This window comes from Mycolicibacterium chengduense (assembly GCF_033741155.1).
Lineage (GTDB): Bacteria > Actinomycetota > Actinomycetes > Mycobacteriales > Mycobacteriaceae > Mycobacterium.
In genome coordinates, this window is record NZ_JAWQNH010000003.1 from 25525 (window position 1) to 42020 (window position 16496).

The following is a 16496-nucleotide window of genomic DNA, read 5'->3' on the forward strand; positions in this document are numbered from 1 at the left end:
GTCAGATGGCCAGCGCTTCGCGGACCTGGGCCTCCGATGCCGACCCGCCGGTTCCCGACGACGTGACCCGCCCGGATTCCAAGATGTAGTACTGCTGCGCAGACTCCAGGGCGAATCCGATGTGCTGCTCCACCAGCAGCACGCCGAGATCCCCCCGGTTGGTCAGGGCGGTGATGGCCGCCTCGATCTCGGCGACCACCGACGGCTGGATACCTTCGGTGGGTTCGTCGAGGATCAGGCATTTCGGTCCGGTGATCAGCGCTCGGGCGATGGCGAGCTGCTGGCGCTGGCCGCCGGAGAGCAACCCGGCCCGTCGCGTCAGCAGCTCCTTGAGGGCGGGAAACAGATCAAGCTGCTCGTCGATGAGGGCTTTGGCGTTCTTGCGCCCGTCGGCGACGACCTGCAGGTTCTCAGCCGTGGTCAGCTGCCCGAACGACTGCTGGCCCTGCGGCACGTAGGCGAGGCCACGGGCCACCCGAGCGCTGGGCCGTAGTTTCGTGATATCGGCGCCGTCGAAAAGGACCTTTCCGGCCGTGCATTTCAGCAGACCCACCGCGGCCCGCAGCAGGGTGGTCTTGCCGGCACCGTTGTGCCCCAGGACCGCGGCCACACCATCGGATGGCACCTCGAGGCTGACCCCGTGGATGACCTCGGAGCGGCCGTAACCGCTGCGCACGTCGACCAGTTGCAGCATCAGACCTCCTCGGTGTTTCCGGCGGCCGCGGTACCGAGGTAGACCTCCTGGACCTTCGGGTTGGCCTGCACCTCGGCGACCGAGCCCTCGGCGATCACCTGCCCGCGGGCCAGGACCGTGACCGAGGTCGCGAAGGCCCGCATGAAGTCCATGTCGTGCTCGACGACGACCACGGTGCGTTCACTGCCGATGCGCCGCAACAGGTTTCCGGTCTCCTCCCGCTCCTCGTGGCTCATCCCGGCCACCGGCTCGTCGAGCAGCAGCACGTCGGCGTTCTGCACCAGCAGCATGCCGATCTCCAACCACTGCTTCTGCCCATGTGCGAGCACTCCGGCCGGTTTGTCGGCCAGCGCGGACAGGCCCGTCGTCTCAAGGGCCTCCTCGATCGAGGGCAGCACACCGGGCCGCCGCCGCAACAACGTCCACGGCGACCGACCGGCCCCGGCCGCGATGTCCAGGTTCTGCAGCACCGTCAGCTGCTCGAAGACGGTGGCGGTCTGAAAGGTCCGGCCCACCCCCTCGCGAGCGATCTGGTGCACCTTGCGGCCCAGCAGTTCCTTGCCCGACTTGCTGACCGACCCGGTGGCCGCGACCAGACCGGTGATGGCGTCGATCACCGTCGTCTTACCGGCCCCGTTGGGGCCGATCAAGAACCGCAGATCGCCCTGGAACAAGGTCAGGTCGACATCGCTGACGGCCTTGAAGCCGTCGAAATCGACGGTCAGGTCCCGCACTTCGAGATACTGCGTGCCCATGCCGACGTTGCCGCCGGCCACCGGCTGCGCGGCTTCGGTCTCGGTCATGTGGCGCTGCCCACCTTCTCGGGTTCTGGGTCCGAGTCCGGTGCGGCCTGCGGATCGGGTGTGGCGCGTCGCCGTTTGAGGAACACCCCGAGCCCGGCCAGGCCGGCCGGGAAGAACCCGACGACGACGATGAACAGCAGACCCTGGGCGTAGGTCCAGGCCGACGGGAACTGTTCGGAGAAGGCGGTTTGCGCCCATGCGACGCCGATCGCGCCGAGTACCGGGCCCAGCAGGGTGGTGCGGCCGCCGATCGCGACGCCGATCAGGAAGGCGATGGACGGCACGATGCCGACCTGAGCCGGGGTGATGAACCCGATGATCGGTGCGAACAGCGCACCGGCGATGCCGGCGAACAGCGCGGCCGTGGTGTAGGCCACCACCTTGATGTTGGCCGGGTCGTAACCGAGGAACCGGACCCGTTCCTCACTGTCGCGCACGGCCACCAGCAGTTCGCCGTAGCGGCTCTGCATCAACTGGCGCACCACCGCCACCACCACCAGCAGGACACCCGCCGCGATGAAGTACAGCATCTGCCGGTTGACCGGGTCGGACAACCGGAATCCGAAGAAGGTGCGGAATCCGTTGAGCCCGTTGCTACCACCCAGCGTCGCCTGTCCGACGAGCAGGATCGCCAGCGCAGCCGCCAGCGCCTGGGACAGGATGGCGAAGTAGGCGCCCTTGACCCGGCGTTTGAACACCCCGAGGCCCAGGAGCGCCGCGATCGCCGTCGGCACGACGACGATCGCCAGCATGGTGAACGCGGGGGAGGCGAACGGCTCCCAATAGGCGGGCAGTTTCGGGATACCGGCGATCTGCATGAAATCCGGCACCGCCTGCTTGCGGATCTCGGCGTCGGCGATCTTGAGGTGCATGCCCATCATGTAGGCGCCCAGCCCGAAGAACACACCCTGACCGAGCGTCAGCATTCCGCCACGGCCCCAAGCCAATCCGATACCCGCCGCGACGATGGCGTAGCACAGGTACTGGCCGAGCAGGCCGAGGCGGAAGCTGGACAGCACCGCCGGGGCGACGCCGAACAGCAGGACCGCGGCCACTGCGAAACCCGCCCAGGTCTGCCAGCGGCCGATGAGCGCCCTCTTCACACCAAACTCCTTGTCCGCACGGTGAACAGGCCCTGTGGCCGCGCCTGCAGGAAGACCACGATGATCACGAACACGATCACCTTCGCCAGCGACGCCGTGGTGCTGTACTCGATGAAGGAGTTGAGCAAGCCGAGGCCGAACGCGGCGATCACGGTGCCCTTGATCTGGCCGAGTCCGCCGACGACGACCACCAGGAACGCGTCGATCAGATAGCTCTGACCGGTGGTGGGACTTGTCGACCCGATCAGCGTCAGCGCCACCCCGGCCACCCCGGCCAGCCCGGAACCGATGAAGAACGTGGTGATATCCGTTCGGCGCGAAGAGATCCCGCTGGTCTCGGCGAGGTCCCGGTTCTGCACGACGGCCCTGATCCGGCGGCCCATGGGGCTGGCCTTGAGTACGACGGCCAGCACCGTCACGCACAGCACGGCGAGGACCAGGATGAAGATGCGGGTTTTCGGGACGACGGCGCCGAGGACCTCGATGCCGCCCGACAACCAGGCCGGCGCGGTGACGTTGACCGCCGGCGCGCCGAAGATATCGCGGGCCACCTGCTGCAGGATCAGGCCGACGCCGAAGGTGACCAACAGGGTGTCCAGCGGACGGTGGTACATCCGCTGGATCAGGGTCATCTCCAGCAGCACACCCAGCAGGCCGCCGACACCGAACCCGACCACCAGTGAGATGAGCAGGGAGGCGCCGGTATTGGCGATCAGCTGCTGCACCAGGTAGGCGGTGTAGCAGCCGGCCATGATGAATTCGCCGTGCGCCATGTTGATGACGCCCATCTGGCCGAAGGTCAGCGACAGGCCCAATGCGGCCAGCAACAGGATCGAGCCGAGGCTCAATCCCGTTGCCAGCTGTCCGATCAGGACATCCACGTGTCAGTTCCCCGTCGTCAGCCCGACAGGCCGGCGGCCCACGGGTAGGACTTCAGGTACGGATCCGGGGTGATGGGACCCTTGGACTCCCAGATGGTGTAGATCAGCCCGTCGGGATGGATCTCACCGATGCGGGCGGTTTTGGTGATGTGGTGGTTCTCGCCGTCGATGGTGACCAGGCCCTCAGGAGCGTCGAAGGTGACGCCACCGGCATTGTCCTGAATGGCCTTGGTGTCGAACGCTTTCGCCTTCTCCACGGTGTTCTTCCAGAGGTACACCGAGACGTAGGCCGCTTCCATCGGGTCGGAGGTCGGCTTGTTCGCGCCATAGGCCTTCTTGTAGGCGGCCACGAACGCCTTGTTCACCGGGTTGTCCACCGTCTGGTAGTAATTCCAGGCGGTGAGCTGGCCTGCGATGTTCTGGGCGCCGATCCCGGTGACCTCTTCCTCGGCGATGGACACCGACACCACCGGCATCTTCTGCGGGGTCAACCCGGCGTTGGTGTACTCCTTGAAGAACGCCACGTTGGAGTCGCCGTTGAGGGTGTTGAACACCGCCCCGGCGCCCGAGGCGCGCACCTTGTTCACGATGGTGGAGAAATCGGTGGAGCCCAGCGGGGTGTAGTCCTCGCCCTTGATCTCGATCCCGTTGGCGCCGGCGTAAGCCTTGATGATGCGGTTGGCGGTCTGGGGGAAGACGTAGTCACTGCCCACCAGATAGAGCGATTTGACGCCTTTCTCCTTCAGATAGTCCAGGGCCGGGACGATCTGCTGGTTGGTGGTGGCGCCGGTGTAGAAGATGTTCTTGCTCGATTCCAGGCCCTCGTATTGCACGGGGTAGTACAGCAGCGAGTCATTGCTCTCGAAAACCGGGAGCATGGCCTTGCGGCTGGACGATGTCCACCCGCCGAACACCGCAGCGACGCAGTCGTCCTTGATCAGCTTCTCGGCCTTCTGAGCGAAGACCGCCGGATCCGATGCGCCGTCCTCGCCGACGACCTGGATCTGCTTGCCCAGCACCCCGCCCTTGGCGTTGATCTCGTCGACGGCCAGCTTGATGGCGTCGCGCACCGTCACCTCGGAGATCGCCATGGTGCCCGACAGCGAGTTCAGCGAGCCGACCTTGACGGTGGACCCCGAGGTGTCCACGCAGGTCGCCGCGGCGGTGGTGCTGTCGCTTTCGCCGGCCTTGCTGCCACATCCGGACAGCACGAGGGCTGCCGCGGTGACCACGCTTGCGGCCGCGAGGACCGGCCTGTTGGCGCCTCTGCTGAGGGCGGGGCGTCGAAGTCGCATCTATTGCCTTTCCGTCGATTTCGCGTCATGCGAGGGAATCGGGGAGAAATCGGTCACACGGGGTCGTGTGTCGAATCGGCACGTTAGAGCTGGGAAGTTTCTGTGGAATGTCTGGATGTGACGAACAAATTAACCTGTTGGTCGATCGGTATTGGTCCGTTGTTCGCCGTGCTGCGAAGGTGTGGATCGAGGCCGGTGTAACGATCGGGTAGCGTCCGGCGATGTGACGGACATGCGAAAAGGTATGAGCAAGGTCGGGGCGACGGTGTCAGCGGTGCTGGTTTCTGGAGCGGCGCTCGGAGTCGGAACCGGCGTGGCCCAGGCCGATCCGGCTGCGGGTCACCAAGTTCGCTACACGCTGACGTCGACGGCCCCTTACGACTTCCAGGTGCTGTATCTGACGGCCCAGCCGGCCGACAAGGCGGCATACAACGCCGACGCGTACTCGTATGTGAAGCGCGAGACCATCAATGTCGCGCCGGACCGGCCGTTCGTCTTCGAGACCACGCTGGCGGATCCGCAGTGGGCGATCCTGCAGGTCAGCAGCACCACCAAGGGTGGTGTCGGTGCGCCGAACCCGCACTGCGAGGTTGCCGTGGACAACCAGGTCATCGTCGCGCAGGACGCGCCCTACAGCGTGGTGTGCCAGGGCTCCCAGTGGTAGCTGCCCAGCGGTAGTCGCTTGACAGGATGTATCGAACGGGTGTTCGATACATCCATGCGGTGGGACGGGCAAAGCGTACGCGTCGATGACGGCGCCCTGCCCGGCCTGCAACGCCTGAAGTTCGTCCGCAGCGTGCGCACCCCGCAGTTCGAGGGCATCACCTTCCACGAGGTGCTGTGCAAGTCGGCGCTGAACAAGGTGCCCGACGCCTCGATGCTGCCCTTCCGCTACACGGTCAACGGGTATCGCGGGTGCTCCCACGCGTGCCGCTACTGTTTTGCCAGGCCCACGCACGAATACCTGGATTTCGATCCCGGTGCCGATTTCGACTCGCAGGTCGTGGTGAAGACCAACGTCGTCGACGTCCTGCGACGTGAACTGGCCAGGCGGTCGTGGACCCGGGAGACGGTGGCGCTGGGGACCAACACCGACCCCTACCAGCGGGCCGAGGGCCGGTATGCGCTGATGCCGGGCATCGTGGGTGCGCTGACGGCGTCCGGTACGCCGTTCTCGATTCTCACCAAAGGCACGCTGCTGCGGCGCGACCTACCGCTGATTTCCGAAGCCGCACGGACGGTTCCGGTGAGCGTGTCGATCTCGTTGGCGGTCGGGGATCCCGACCTGCATCGTGAGGTGGAGCCGGGCACTCCGTCTCCACAGGCCCGGCTCGGGCTGATCAGCGCCATCCGCGAGGCCGGGCTGAACTGTCATGTGATGGTGGCCCCGGTGCTGCCGCGGTTGACCGATTCGACCGAGCAGCTCGATGACCTGCTCGGCCGGATCGCCGCGGCCGGCGCCACCGGGGTCACGGTGTTCGGCCTACACCTACGCGGCTCCACCCGCGGCTGGTTCATGCAGTGGCTGCAGGCCACGCACCCCGAACTGGTCTTCGAATACCGGCGGTTGTACCGGCGCGGCGCCTACCTGCCCGCCGACTACCGCGACGAACTTCGTACCAGGGTGGCGCCTTTGGTCGCCCGGTACGGCCTGACTGGGCGTCCAACGCCGCCCATGGCGGGCGCCGGTGTCGTTTCCTCCGAAGTCGCGGCACCGGCGCACCCCACCTTGTTCTGAGATGATCGCTAGCGGCCGACATCCCAGGCGTGGTGCACGATATCGTGCAGGTGATAGACGGCTATCGTCGCGACGGTGAATTCGCTTCCGTTGCTGCGAAATCCGCGCCGGGACCAGGCGTCGTCGGGCACCGACCGGTAGGTGCCGGCCACCGCGGTGGCCGCCTCGAACAGCTCCCGGGCCACCACCGCAGGATCCTGCGACGGGTAATCGTCGGCCAGGGCGGTCGCATCCTGATCCCAGTTCGGGAACCGCGGTTCGTCCTCGGTCAGCATCAACCGCACCCGATGGTCGAAAACCCGGTGCACGTCGCGGATGTGGCAGCCGTACTCCAGGATCGACCACACGCCGGGTGCCGGCCGGTCCCGAACCCCGGTCCGGGTGAGCCGGTCGACCCACTCGGTGGCGTCGGAGGCGATCCGGTCGGCGACCTCGGGGTGTCCGATGCCCCCGGGATCGAAACCACAGTCCGGGCACGGCCGGGTGAGCACCCAGGTCCAGTCCTTGGTGTCCGGCACGATCGGGTCGGTGCTCATCCCAGATTGCGCGCGGCGAACGTGTCGCACTTCTTCGGGTCGCCGGTCTGGTAGCCGGTGGTGAACCACTTCTGCCGTTCGGCGGACGAACCGTGCGTCCACTGCTCCGGGTTGATCCGGCCGGTGGCGGACTTCTGGATGCGGTCATCGCCCACCGACGCGGCCGCCGACAACGCGTCGGCGATATCCTTGTCGCTCAACGGCTCCAGGAACGGAACGCCGGTGCTCTCCTGCTTGGTGACCGACGCGTAGTGCGCCCACACCCCGGCGTAGCAGTCGGCCTGCAACTCGGTGCGCACCCCGTTGCCCTCGGCGCCGCCGGGGCCCTGCTGCGCCCGGCCCAGCACGCCGAGCAGATTCTGCACGTGGTGGCCGAACTCGTGCGCCACCACATATTCCTGGGCCAGGGGTCCGCCGCTGGAGCCGAACCGGTCGACCAGCACGGCGAAGAAGTCGGTGTCGAAATAGGCGGTCTGGTCCACCGGGCAGTAGAACGGGCCGACGTCGGTGGTGGCCGGCCCGCACCCGGTGTCGACCTGACCGGTGAACAGCCGCACCTGCGGCCGGGTGTAGCCCTTCAGCAGCTGGCTCCACACGCCGTCCACCGAGTTGCCGGTGGCGATGATGCGGCAGCCCAGGATGTCGTTGGCGTCGCGGCCCGTCTTGCACTGGGACACGTCGAATCCCGGGGTGACCGACTCTTGATTCTGGGCGACCTCGTTCTGCCCGAGCACGGTGTTGGGGTCGACCCCGAGGAACATCGCGACCACCACGATGAGCAGCCCGCCCAGGCCGCCGCCGATGGCGATACCGCGGCCGGGCCCGCGCCCACCACCGCTACTGGAGGTGGTGCTGGTATCGATCTGCATGCCTTCGTTGAAGGTCATTGCCCCCACCACCTCCATCTGCATGTCGGCGCCCGACCGGGCTCAGCTTTCCACACTACGATTACGGCGTGTCCATCGTCGCCGAACTTCCGACGATCGTGACGACCTCACATGGCGTGCTACGCGGCGACACCGAAGGTGGTGTCGGGGTGTGGCGCGGGGTCGCCTACGCCGAACAGCCATTGGGTGAACTGCGCTTCCGGGGACCCCAGCCGCTACGGCCCTGGTCCGGCGTGCGCGATGCGCTGGAGCATGGGCCGCTGCCCCCGCAGGGACGATCCTTCGTCGGCGGCGGCCGCGACGACCCGAAGATGCGCGACGAAGCCTGCCTCACGGTCACCGTGTGGTCGCCCGACGTGTCCGGCTCGCTACCGGTGATGGTGTGGATCCCCGGCGGCGCGTTCGTCTACGGAGCCGGACAGTTGCAGCTGTACAACGGGTCCCGACTGGCCCGCAACGGGAACGTCGTCGTGGTCAACGTCACCTACCGACTCGGCGTGTTCGGCGGATTCGAGCTCGGTGAACTGGGGGAGGGGTTCGACGACAATCTGTGCCTGCGGGACCAGATCGCGGCATTGCAGTGGGTGCGTGACAACATCGCCGCGTTCGGTGGCGACCCGCAGCGGGTCACCGTGTTCGGTGAATCCGCCGGGGCCACATCGGTATTGGCGTTGCTGGCCAGCCCCGCCGCCGACGGGCTGTTCACCCGGGCCATTGCGCAGAGTCCCGCGCTGCCGCTGATCGCCGACCGGCAGACCAGGGCCCGGCAGGCGCACGCCTTCCTCGGCGAACTCGGTGCCGACCCACGTCACCTCAAACAGCTGCCGCAGCGCAGGTTGCGCAGGGCCGCCGGCATGGTCCAGGCGGCCAGCGCCGCCGACACCCCGACGCTGGCGTACGGGCTCACCCACGGGGTGGACCTGTTGCCGCACCATCCCATCGAGGCGGCCAGGATCGGCGCGGTCCACCGCATCCCGCTGATCATCGGAACCAACAGCCACGAGGCGTCGATGTTCGCCTGGGGCAAGCCGCCGATGCTGCCCACCACGCCGGCCGGTGTCGAAGGCTTCTTCGCGCGCCGGGCGCCGAACGCCAGGGACCGGGTGCTGGCCGCCTATCCGTCCTACCCGCGTCGGCGGGCACTGGTCGATTTCGGCTCCGACGCCATGTTCGGCGCACCGACCTGGGCGTTCGCCGACGCGTACAGCGCCTGGGCGCCCACCCACATGTATCGCTTCGACCACACCACCTGGACGCTGCGGGCGTTGGGCCTCGGTGCCACCCACGGCAGCGAGATCGTGCACATCCAGCACAGCTACGGCTCCTATCTGGGCCGCAAGCTGCATCCGCTGGGCCGACGGGTACAGCCGGGCGTGGGCAGGCGCATGCAGCGCACCTGGCTGGAGTTCGCCAGGGGAGGCCTGCAGGAGTGGCCCTTCTACGACGCGCAGCGCAGGGCCACCCGGCTGATCGGCAGTGCCCGCGATGTCACCGTCGCCGACCCCGACGAGCGCCGGCGCGCGGCGTGGGACGGTCTCTACTGACGCGCCTCAGGCGGCGAAGCGGCGGTCGGTGTACCGGCGCAGGTTGTGCAGGAAGCGCTGGAACATCCACGCCATCAGCGGCCTGCCCACCGTCATGCCGAGCCGGGCGGCGATGCCGTTCGGTTTCATCGCCATCACCCAGGTGAGGTTGCAGCCCGCGTCGGTGGGCACCACCCAGTAATCCTCGGCGAACGCCGCGATGCTGTTGGTGGAGGCCTGGTTGAACCGGAAAGCCATGTGGCTGTGCGGTTCCCAGGACAGGAATTCCTCGTCGCCGACGATGTGGCCGCGCATGTGCACGGTGCGGGTGGTTCCCACACCGTAGGGCTGCGGGCTGGTCCAGGTGACCTTGGTGATCACCGACGCCCACTGTGGCCACGAGTCGGCGTCGGCCAGCACCTCGAACACCTGCTCCGGGGTGATGGCCAAGTCGACGGTGCTGACGAATCGAAACGGTGCCTCGGAGATGAAGTCCAGATCAACGGGTTCGCACGGATACATTCTCGGCACCCTCCGACCTTAGCCGGGACCTTATCCGGGCCCGTCACTCGCCGCGGCGAGCAGTGGCACCAACACCTCGCCGATCGGGGTCGACAGCCCGAACCGGCGGGCCTTGCGCAGAACGACGCCGTTGCGGATATCCCATTCCAGCGGTCGGCCGGCCACACGGTCGGTGAGTATCGAAGTGGTGAGGTCGGGCGGGGATTGCGCCAGCTTGCCGACGATCTCGTCGACCACACCGTCGGCGAGGGCGGCGCCGTCGGCACGGGCCACCGCCAGGCACTCGATCAGGTACCGGCGTGCCAGTTCGGTGATATCGGCGCGGCCGAACACGCCGGCCCGACGGCCGGTGAGCACCATAAGTCCCGCCACCGCGTTCATCAACAGTTTGCGCCAGGCGGCCGTGATGAAATCGGGGTCCAGTTCGACGGTGCCGTTCGGGAAGAGCCCGGCGACGACGGCTGCGGCGGGGACGTCCGGCAGCACCAGCCGCAGCGCATTCTTCAGCTGTATCCAGCCCTGCGGCATCGGCTCGGCGGAGAGCCAGACGGCGGCGGGCAGCACCGTGGCGGACGGGCAGTACGGGCTCACCCGCTCGACCTGTTCGACACCGTTCTGCAATACGCACACCACGGTGTCCGCGTCGCACAGGCGGTCCAGCCACCGCGCAGCCGCCGTGTTCTGGGTGTCCTTGACGGCCAGGAAGACGATGCCGGCCGGCGCGGTGGCCACGGCGGGGTCGGTGTGCACCGGGCCTGGCACGACGATCGGCGGCTCGTCGGCCGGACGCACCTCGATCGACGCGCGGGCAGACCTTCCGTAGACGCTGACGGGGTGACCGGCCCGGTACAGGAAGGCGGCGATCGCCGAACCGATGGCACCGGGCCCGACGACTGCGATCGGCACGTTCACAAGCGTCAAACCTACCGACGTAAACTGGCCACTCGTTCCACCCGACTTCAGAGGAGTTTTTGTGCTGCGCAGCCATGCCGCCGGTTCGTTGCGGTCCACCGACGCCGGTCAGACGGTGACCCTGGCGGGTTGGGTGGCGCGCCGGCGCGACCACGGCGGCGTCATCTTCATCGACCTGCGGGACGCGTCCGGGGTGTCGCAGGTGGTGTTCCGGGATGCGGGCGTGCTGGAACAGGCGCATCGGCTGCGCGCCGAATTCTGCGTCGCCGTCACCGGCGTCGTCGAGACCCGGCCCGAGGGCAACGCCAACTCCGAGATCGCCACCGGTGACATCGAGGTCAACGCCACCACGCTGACGGTGCTGGGGGAGAGCGCCCCGCTGCCCTTCCAGCTCGACGAGACCGCCGGTGAGGAAGCCCGGCTGAAGTACCGCTACCTGGATTTGCGGCGTGAAGGTCCCGGTAACGCAATCCGGTTGCGCTCCAAGGTCAATGCCGCCGCCCGCGGGGTGTTGGCGCAGCACGACTTCGTCGAGATCGAGACCCCGACGCTGACCCGGTCCACGCCCGAGGGCGCCCGTGACTTCCTGGTTCCCGCCCGGCTGCAGCCGGGTTCGTTCTATGCGCTGCCGCAGAGCCCGCAGTTGTTCAAACAGCTGCTGATGGTCGCCGGGATGGAGCGCTACTACCAGATCGCCCGGTGCTACCGGGACGAGGACTTCCGGGCCGATCGCCAGCCCGAGTTCACCCAGCTGGACATGGAGCTCAGCTTCGTCGAGGCCGACGATGTCATCGCCATCTCCGAACAGGTGCTCAAAGCAATCTGGGCGCTGATCGGCCACGACCTGACCCTGCCGCTGCCACGCATCAGCTACCAGGAGGCGATACGCCGATTCGGCTCCGACAAGCCCGATCTGCGCTTCGGTGTCGAGTTGGTCGAATGCACCGACTATTTCAAGGACACCCCGTTCCGGGTGTTCCAGGCCGACTACGTGGGTGCCGTGGTCATGCCGGGCGGGGCCTCGCAGCCACGCCGCACGCTGGACGGTTGGCAGGAGTTCGCCAAGCAGCGCGGCCACAAGGGCCTGGCCTACGTGCTGGTCGGGGAGGACGGCACCCTCAGCGGTCCGGTTGCCAAGAACCTGACCGACGCCGAGCGGGACGGGTTGGCCGCGCACGTCGGTGCGCAGCCGGGTGACTGTGTCTTCTTCGCCGCGGGCACCCCCAAGGCCGGGCGGGCGCTGCTGGGTGCCACTCGGATCGAGATCGCCAAGCGGCTGAACCTGATCGACCCGGCAGCGTGGGCATTCACCTGGGTGGTGGACTGGCCGCTGTTCGAACCGGCCGACGACGCGACCGCTTCGGGGGATGTGGCGGTCGGTTCGGGAGCCTGGACCGCGGTGCACCACGCGTTCACCGCGCCGCAGCCCCAGTCGGTGGACACCTTCGACACCGATCCCGGCACCGCGCTGGCCGACGCCTACGACATCGTCTGCAACGGCAACGAGATCGGCGGCGGGTCCATCCGTATCCACCGCCGCGACGTCCAGGAGCGGGTGTTCGCGATGATGGGCATCGACCACGCCGAGGCCCAGGACAAGTTCGGATTTTTGTTGGATGCCTTCACTTTCGGTGCCCCGCCGCACGGCGGTATCGCCTTCGGCTGGGACCGCATCACCGCGTTGCTGGCCGGGGTGGATTCGATCCGCGAGGTCATCGCGTTCCCCAAGTCCGGCGGTGGGGTGGATCCGCTGACCGACGCGCCTGCCCCGATCACGGCCGCCCAGCGCAAGGAATCCGGGATCGACGCCAAGCCGAAGGCCGCTACCGCCGTGGACTCGGCACCCCAGGCCTGAGCAGTTCGGCGGCGCAGTCGGCGAAAGCCTGGACCAGCGGGTTGGTTTCGCCCGCGCGGCGGACCAACGCCACCTCGCCCGGCTCGGCACCGCGCAGTGGGACCGTCGTGAGCTCGGGGAGCAGGTCGGGGGCCCGGCTGTCGGCCGGCGCGATCAGCACGGCCTCGCCTTCGGCGAGGTAGTCGAACAGCTCGGACTTGTCGTCGATGACCGGTCCGTCCGGTGCGGGGCGCCCATCGGGGCGCGGGTCGATGCGCCAATGCGCATTCCACGCGGCATCGCTGACGCGCGGCATGATCTCACCGGCGATGTCGGCGAGATCCACCCAGTCCCTGCCCGCCAGCCGGTGCCTGCGCGAGAGCAACAGCACCTTGGGTTCGCGGTAGAGCACCACGATGTCGACCCCGCCCATCGCGACCGGGAGACGGGTCACGGCTGCGTCGACGCGGCGCTGCAGCAGTGCCGGGTGCGCGCCGTTCCAGTCCAGGTGACGCGTCGATACCTGCGCGTCCGGTCGGCGGCGGCGCAGTTCCCGCACGGCGGGCGCGATGACCAGGTTGGCGGTGTAGCCGATCGTCACGCTGCGCGGGGCAGCGGCCGCGCGGGTATGCGCCGCCGCGGTTGCCGCCTCGGCCAGCAAGATGCGGGCGTGCGCGAGAAACGCGGTGCCGGCCGCGGTGAGCCGGCTGCCCTGCGGTGTGCGCTCGAAAAGCGTTGCGCCCAACTGTGTTTCCAGGCCTCGGATCTGCCTGCTCAACGAGGGCTGGGTGATGTGCACCTCGCTCGCCGCTCGGCCGAAGTTCCCGTGCTCGGCGACGGCGACGAAATAGCGCACCACACGCAGATCGAGGTCCACGGTGTCATCATGCCCGCAAGGCATGGGGTGTTGCGGAACAGGCCTTGGACGGGCGGCCGGGTAGGGCGGCACCGTGGAGCCATGACCACCGGAGTGTTGCTGTCACCGAACCGAGCCGCCGCCAACGTCGTCGACGATGCGGTGGCCCAGGCGACACTGGCCCGCGATACTGGCGTGCAGCAGGTCTGGCTGGGCCAGCAACTCGATCTCGATGCCATCGCGGTCGCCGGGCTGATCGGGGCCGCCGTCCCGGGCCTGGCCGTCGGGACCTCGGTCGTGCCGATCAACCCGCGGCACCCGCTGACGGTGGCGGCTGCCGCCCAGACGGCACAGTCGGCGACCCACGGCCGCTTCAGTCTGGGGCTGGGGCTGGGGGTCGCGGTACTCGAGCAGCTGACGTTCGGGATACCCACCGACCATGCGGCGCAACGGCTTCGGGAGTATCTGAGGGTGCTTCGTGCGGTCCGCGACACGGGTACCGTCGACCTCCACGGCACCTATGTGACCGCGGTGGACCCGAAGGTCATGCCGGTGGCGTTGCCCGCCGCGACGCCGTATCCGATTCTGGTCGCGGCGATGGGACCACTGACCCTGCAGGTCACGGGTGAACTGGCCGACGGCACTCTGCCGTACGCCGGGCCGCGCACCCTGGAGGAGTTCATCGTGCCGAGGATCGCGGCCGCCGCCGCGGGCCGGCCCGCCCCGCGCGTCTTCGGGTTGGTCAGCGTGGCGGTCACCGACGACATCGACGCTGCCCACGCCGTCGCGGCCGAGACCATGGCGATGTACGACCAAGTGCCTTCCTATCAGCGCATCAATGCCAGGGAAGGGGTGAACAGTGTCGTGGATCTGGCGCTGATCGGCAGCGCAGAGCACGTCGCGCAGGGGCTGGGCCGCTATCTCGACGCCGGTGCCACCGACCTGCTGCTGATGCCGATACTGGACGGACCCGACCCGTTGCGCCGGGTCTGTGAGGTCGCCGCCGGAATAGCCACGCCCGCCGGCGACTTGTCGCCTACATGAGCGATATCGACAAGGACAAGCTGATCGCCGACACCGCGGCCCTCGACGAATTCAACCGCAACGTGGTCTCCGAATTCCGCGCCAACCACGGCAAGGTCGCGGCCTTCTCGGGCGGCACACTGTTGTTGCTGCACACCACAGGCGCGAAGTCCGGTCAGCCCAGGCTCTCGCCGCTGGCGTCGTTGGAGGTGGACGGCAAGATGCTGATCGTCGGCTCGTATGCCGGCGCGCCCAAGGACCCCGCCTGGGTGCACAACCTGCGTGCTCATCCGCGGGCCCGCGTCGAGACCGGCACCGACACCTACGACGTCACCGCGCGCGAGCTGTCGCCCGACGAGCGGGCCGCCGCATATCCCAAGATCGTCGAACTGGCCCCGGTCTTCGCGGAATATCAGACCAAGACCAGTCGAGCCATCCCGCTGTTCGAGCTGCAGCGCGCTTGATCACCTACTCTGGCGAAAACAAGCCAGGGGGCGAACCGTGCCAGACCGTGCCATTACCGGCCTAGAACGTACTTACAGCGACAACACCATCGCCTATATCGATCAGGCGTCGTACACCGCGCTGCGGGCGCTGGGCCGTGGGCCGGTGATCCAGTTCACCTGGATCTACGACCGGGGTGTCGATCTGGACGGCCTGCGGCGGCTGGCCCGCAATCTGGACCGGACCATGCTGGGTCGCCGGGTGGAGCGCTCACCGCTGCCGTTCGGCAGACACCGCTGGGTGGCCGGTCCGGGTCCGGCCGATATCGAGGTGATGGCGGCGACCCAACCCCGCGCGGATGTCTGGAAGTGGGTGGCCGCGCGGTCGGCGGTGCCGGTCGATCCCGAATGGGGCCCGGTGTGGCACCTGGCCGTGCAGCCCCTGGCCGAGGGCGGCGACGCGGTGTCCCTGGTGGTGTCGCACACGGTGTCCGATGCCGGCGGCATCATCGGGTCGATCGCCGACGCGGTGGACGGCAGGTCGCGTGACCTCGGGTACCCGCCGCCCCGATCACGCCGTCGCGGCAGCGCGCTGCGTCAGGACCTCGGCGCGACGATACGGACCCTGGGGCAGGTGCCGGCGGCCATCGTCGGTGCCGTACGGGTCGCGCGCGAGCAGCAGCCCGGATCGGCCGGCGCGGCGCCTGCGGTGTCCCCGGCGCCCACCGACGAGATCGCCGACGTTCCGATGCTGGCGGTGCGGACGGACCTTCCCGAATTCGACCGGGTGGCCGCCGCACTCGGCGGCACCCGCAACGTGCTGTTCGCGGCGGTGGCCGCGCGCCTGGGACATCGGATGGGGCGCGTCGATGCCGGCGGCCGGGCAATGCTGTCGTTCCCGGTCAGCGAGCGGACCGACGGGGACGTCACCGGCAACGCGCTCAACACGATCACCGTGTTGGCCGACCCGGAAGCGGTGCTCGGTGACCTCGGCGGGTTGCGGCGCGATCTGAAGCAGGCTCTGGTCCGCATGGCCGACACCCGGGCCACGATGGCCGCACCCTTGCCCCTGACACCGTTCGTCCCGCGGCTCCTGGTGCGCCGGGTGGAGAAGATGGTGCTCAAGATGGGCCAGCCGATCGGCTGTTCCAATATCGGTGAGCTGCCGCCCGCGGTGAACCGTCCCGACGGCACCGACGCCGATTACTTCGACGCCCGCATGACCGAACCCGGGGTGACCGCTGCCGAGTTCGCCGAGCGCGGTGGCCACCTCTGGCTCGCTGTGGCCTTCCTGCGCGACCGGATGTCGCTCAGTGTCGCGTCGTGGCGGGCAGCCGGGCCCAATTCGGCCGTGGCCCTGGCGGATACCGTCAGGGCCACGTTCGCCGATTTCGGATTGACGGCGGCCGTTGAGTACTGACCCGGCCGCGTTCAGCCCGTCCCTGG

The 16496-nt window shown here is 68.2% G+C and carries 17 protein-coding genes; 7 read left to right on the top strand and 10 right to left on the bottom strand.

Annotation, left to right across the window (positions count from 1 at the left end):
* Window position 1 precedes the first annotated feature (1 nt).
* From urtE to urtA, 5 genes are read right to left on the bottom strand one after another with little or no spacing between them, the layout of a single operon-like run.
* Complete coding sequence (gene urtE, locus SBI67_RS10575) at window positions 2-694, bottom strand: urea ABC transporter ATP-binding subunit UrtE (RefSeq protein ID WP_266046297.1); 693 nt, start codon at window positions 692-694, stop codon at window positions 2-4.
* A complete protein-coding gene (urtD, locus tag SBI67_RS10580; RefSeq protein WP_318980530.1) occupies window positions 694-1497 on the bottom strand; it encodes an urea ABC transporter ATP-binding protein UrtD in 804 nt (267 codons plus the stop codon). The genes urtE and urtD overlap by 1 nt, the downstream gene beginning before the upstream one ends.
* Complete coding sequence (urtC, locus tag SBI67_RS10585; protein WP_318980531.1) at window positions 1494-2600, bottom strand: urea ABC transporter permease subunit UrtC; 1107 nt, start codon at window positions 2598-2600, stop codon at window positions 1494-1496. Before urtC ends, urtD begins: the two co-directional genes overlap by 4 nt.
* Window positions 2597-3481, bottom strand: coding sequence for an urea ABC transporter permease subunit UrtB (gene urtB, locus SBI67_RS10590; RefSeq protein WP_318980532.1), 885 nt, complete (start codon window positions 3479-3481; stop codon window positions 2597-2599). The genes urtC and urtB overlap by 4 nt, the downstream gene beginning before the upstream one ends.
* A 17-nt stretch (window positions 3482-3498) precedes the next feature.
* Window positions 3499-4776, bottom strand: a complete 1278-nt coding sequence (gene urtA / locus SBI67_RS10595) for an urea ABC transporter substrate-binding protein (RefSeq protein ID WP_318980533.1) — start codon at window positions 4774-4776, stop codon at window positions 3499-3501.
* Window positions 4777-5008: 232 nt separating this feature from the next.
* Here urtA and SBI67_RS10600 point away from each other — a divergent pair, with 232 nt between their 5' ends.
* Window positions 5009-5440 (top strand): Rv2576c family protein, encoded by a 432-nt coding sequence (locus SBI67_RS10600; protein WP_318981304.1) that lies wholly within the window; start codon window positions 5009-5011, stop codon window positions 5438-5440.
* Window positions 5441-5494: 54 nt separating this feature from the next.
* Entirely contained in the window at window positions 5495-6514 is a 1020-nt protein-coding gene (locus tag SBI67_RS10605; RefSeq protein WP_318981305.1) for an Rv2578c family radical SAM protein, read from the top strand.
* 8 nt (window positions 6515-6522) lie between these two features.
* Here SBI67_RS10605 and SBI67_RS10610 read toward each other — a convergent pair whose 3' ends face one another.
* Window positions 6523-7050, bottom strand: coding sequence for a DinB family protein (locus tag SBI67_RS10610; RefSeq protein WP_318980534.1), 528 nt, complete (start codon window positions 7048-7050; stop codon window positions 6523-6525).
* Window positions 7047-7937 carry a KPN_02809 family neutral zinc metallopeptidase gene (gene ypfJ, locus SBI67_RS10615; protein ID WP_318980535.1) on the bottom strand — a complete coding sequence of 297 codons (891 nt, stop codon included), beginning with the start codon at window positions 7935-7937 and terminating at the stop codon, window positions 7047-7049. The genes SBI67_RS10610 and ypfJ overlap by 4 nt, the downstream gene beginning before the upstream one ends.
* A 68-nt stretch (window positions 7938-8005) precedes the next feature.
* On the opposite strand from ypfJ, the gene SBI67_RS10620 reads away from it, so the two are divergent.
* Window positions 8006-9481 (top strand): carboxylesterase/lipase family protein, encoded by a 1476-nt coding sequence (locus SBI67_RS10620; protein ID WP_318980536.1) that lies wholly within the window; start codon window positions 8006-8008, stop codon window positions 9479-9481.
* Window positions 9482-9487: 6 nt separating this feature from the next.
* On the opposite strand, the gene SBI67_RS10625 is transcribed toward SBI67_RS10620, so the two are convergent.
* Together SBI67_RS10625 and SBI67_RS10630 are read right to left on the bottom strand one after the other, a co-directional pair.
* Entirely contained in the window at window positions 9488-9982 is a 495-nt protein-coding gene (locus tag SBI67_RS10625) for an SRPBCC family protein (RefSeq protein WP_318980537.1), read from the bottom strand.
* 30 nt (window positions 9983-10012) lie between these two features.
* On the bottom strand, window positions 10013-10894 hold the full coding sequence (locus tag SBI67_RS10630; protein WP_318980538.1) for an oxidoreductase: 882 nt from the start codon (window positions 10892-10894) through the stop codon (window positions 10013-10015).
* A gap of 61 nt (window positions 10895-10955) precedes the next feature.
* Between SBI67_RS10630 and aspS the strand changes: the two genes are divergently transcribed.
* Complete coding sequence (gene aspS / locus SBI67_RS10635) at window positions 10956-12749, top strand: aspartate--tRNA ligase (RefSeq protein ID WP_318980539.1); 1794 nt, start codon at window positions 10956-10958, stop codon at window positions 12747-12749.
* On the opposite strand, the gene SBI67_RS10640 is transcribed toward aspS, so the two are convergent.
* Window positions 12718-13605, bottom strand: a complete 888-nt coding sequence (locus SBI67_RS10640) for a LysR family transcriptional regulator (RefSeq protein ID WP_318980540.1) — start codon at window positions 13603-13605, stop codon at window positions 12718-12720. The two genes, aspS and SBI67_RS10640, sit on opposite strands and share 32 nt — an antisense overlap.
* An 81-nt stretch (window positions 13606-13686) precedes the next feature.
* Between SBI67_RS10640 and SBI67_RS10645 the strand changes: the two genes are divergently transcribed.
* Genes SBI67_RS10645 through SBI67_RS10655 form a run of 3 tightly spaced genes read left to right on the top strand, consistent with a single transcriptional unit; the run spans window position 13687 to window position 16470 of the window.
* Window positions 13687-14628: a TIGR03564 family F420-dependent LLM class oxidoreductase gene (locus SBI67_RS10645; RefSeq protein WP_318980541.1), complete on the top strand. Its 942-nt coding sequence runs from the start codon at window positions 13687-13689 to the stop codon at window positions 14626-14628.
* Window positions 14625-15071, top strand: a complete 447-nt coding sequence (locus tag SBI67_RS10650) for a nitroreductase family deazaflavin-dependent oxidoreductase (RefSeq protein WP_318980542.1) — start codon at window positions 14625-14627, stop codon at window positions 15069-15071. The genes SBI67_RS10645 and SBI67_RS10650 overlap by 4 nt, the downstream gene beginning before the upstream one ends.
* A 37-nt stretch (window positions 15072-15108) precedes the next feature.
* Window positions 15109-16470 carry a hypothetical protein gene (locus SBI67_RS10655; RefSeq protein WP_318980543.1) on the top strand — a complete coding sequence of 454 codons (1362 nt, stop codon included), beginning with the start codon at window positions 15109-15111 and terminating at the stop codon, window positions 16468-16470.
* Window positions 16471-16496: the final 26 nt, after the last annotated feature.

What these genes read in the sequence shown, in the direction of transcription:
- urtA (WP_318980533.1), bottom strand. Translation starts at nt 4,776, where the DNA reads ATGCGACTTCGACGCCCCGCCCTCAGCAGAGGCGCCAACAGGCCGGTC.
- SBI67_RS10605 (WP_318981305.1), top strand. Translation starts at nt 5,495, where the DNA reads ATGCGGTGGGACGGGCAAAGCGTACGCGTCGATGACGGCGCCCTGCCC.
- urtD (WP_318980530.1), bottom strand. Translation starts at nt 1,497, where the DNA reads ATGACCGAGACCGAAGCCGCGCAGCCGGTGGCCGGCGGCAACGTCGGC.
- SBI67_RS10610 (WP_318980534.1), bottom strand. Translation starts at nt 7,050, where the DNA reads ATGAGCACCGACCCGATCGTGCCGGACACCAAGGACTGGACCTGGGTG.
- SBI67_RS10625 (WP_318980537.1), bottom strand. Translation starts at nt 9,982, where the DNA reads ATGTATCCGTGCGAACCCGTTGATCTGGACTTCATCTCCGAGGCACCG.
- ypfJ (WP_318980535.1), bottom strand. Translation starts at nt 7,937, where the DNA reads ATGACCTTCAACGAAGGCATGCAGATCGATACCAGCACCACCTCCAGT.
- urtE (WP_266046297.1), bottom strand. Translation starts at nt 694, where the DNA reads ATGCTGCAACTGGTCGACGTGCGCAGCGGTTACGGCCGCTCCGAGGTC.
- SBI67_RS10650 (WP_318980542.1), top strand. Translation starts at nt 14,625, where the DNA reads ATGAGCGATATCGACAAGGACAAGCTGATCGCCGACACCGCGGCCCTC.
- SBI67_RS10600 (WP_318981304.1), top strand. Translation starts at nt 5,009, where the DNA reads ATGCGAAAAGGTATGAGCAAGGTCGGGGCGACGGTGTCAGCGGTGCTG.
- SBI67_RS10645 (WP_318980541.1), top strand. Translation starts at nt 13,687, where the DNA reads ATGACCACCGGAGTGTTGCTGTCACCGAACCGAGCCGCCGCCAACGTC.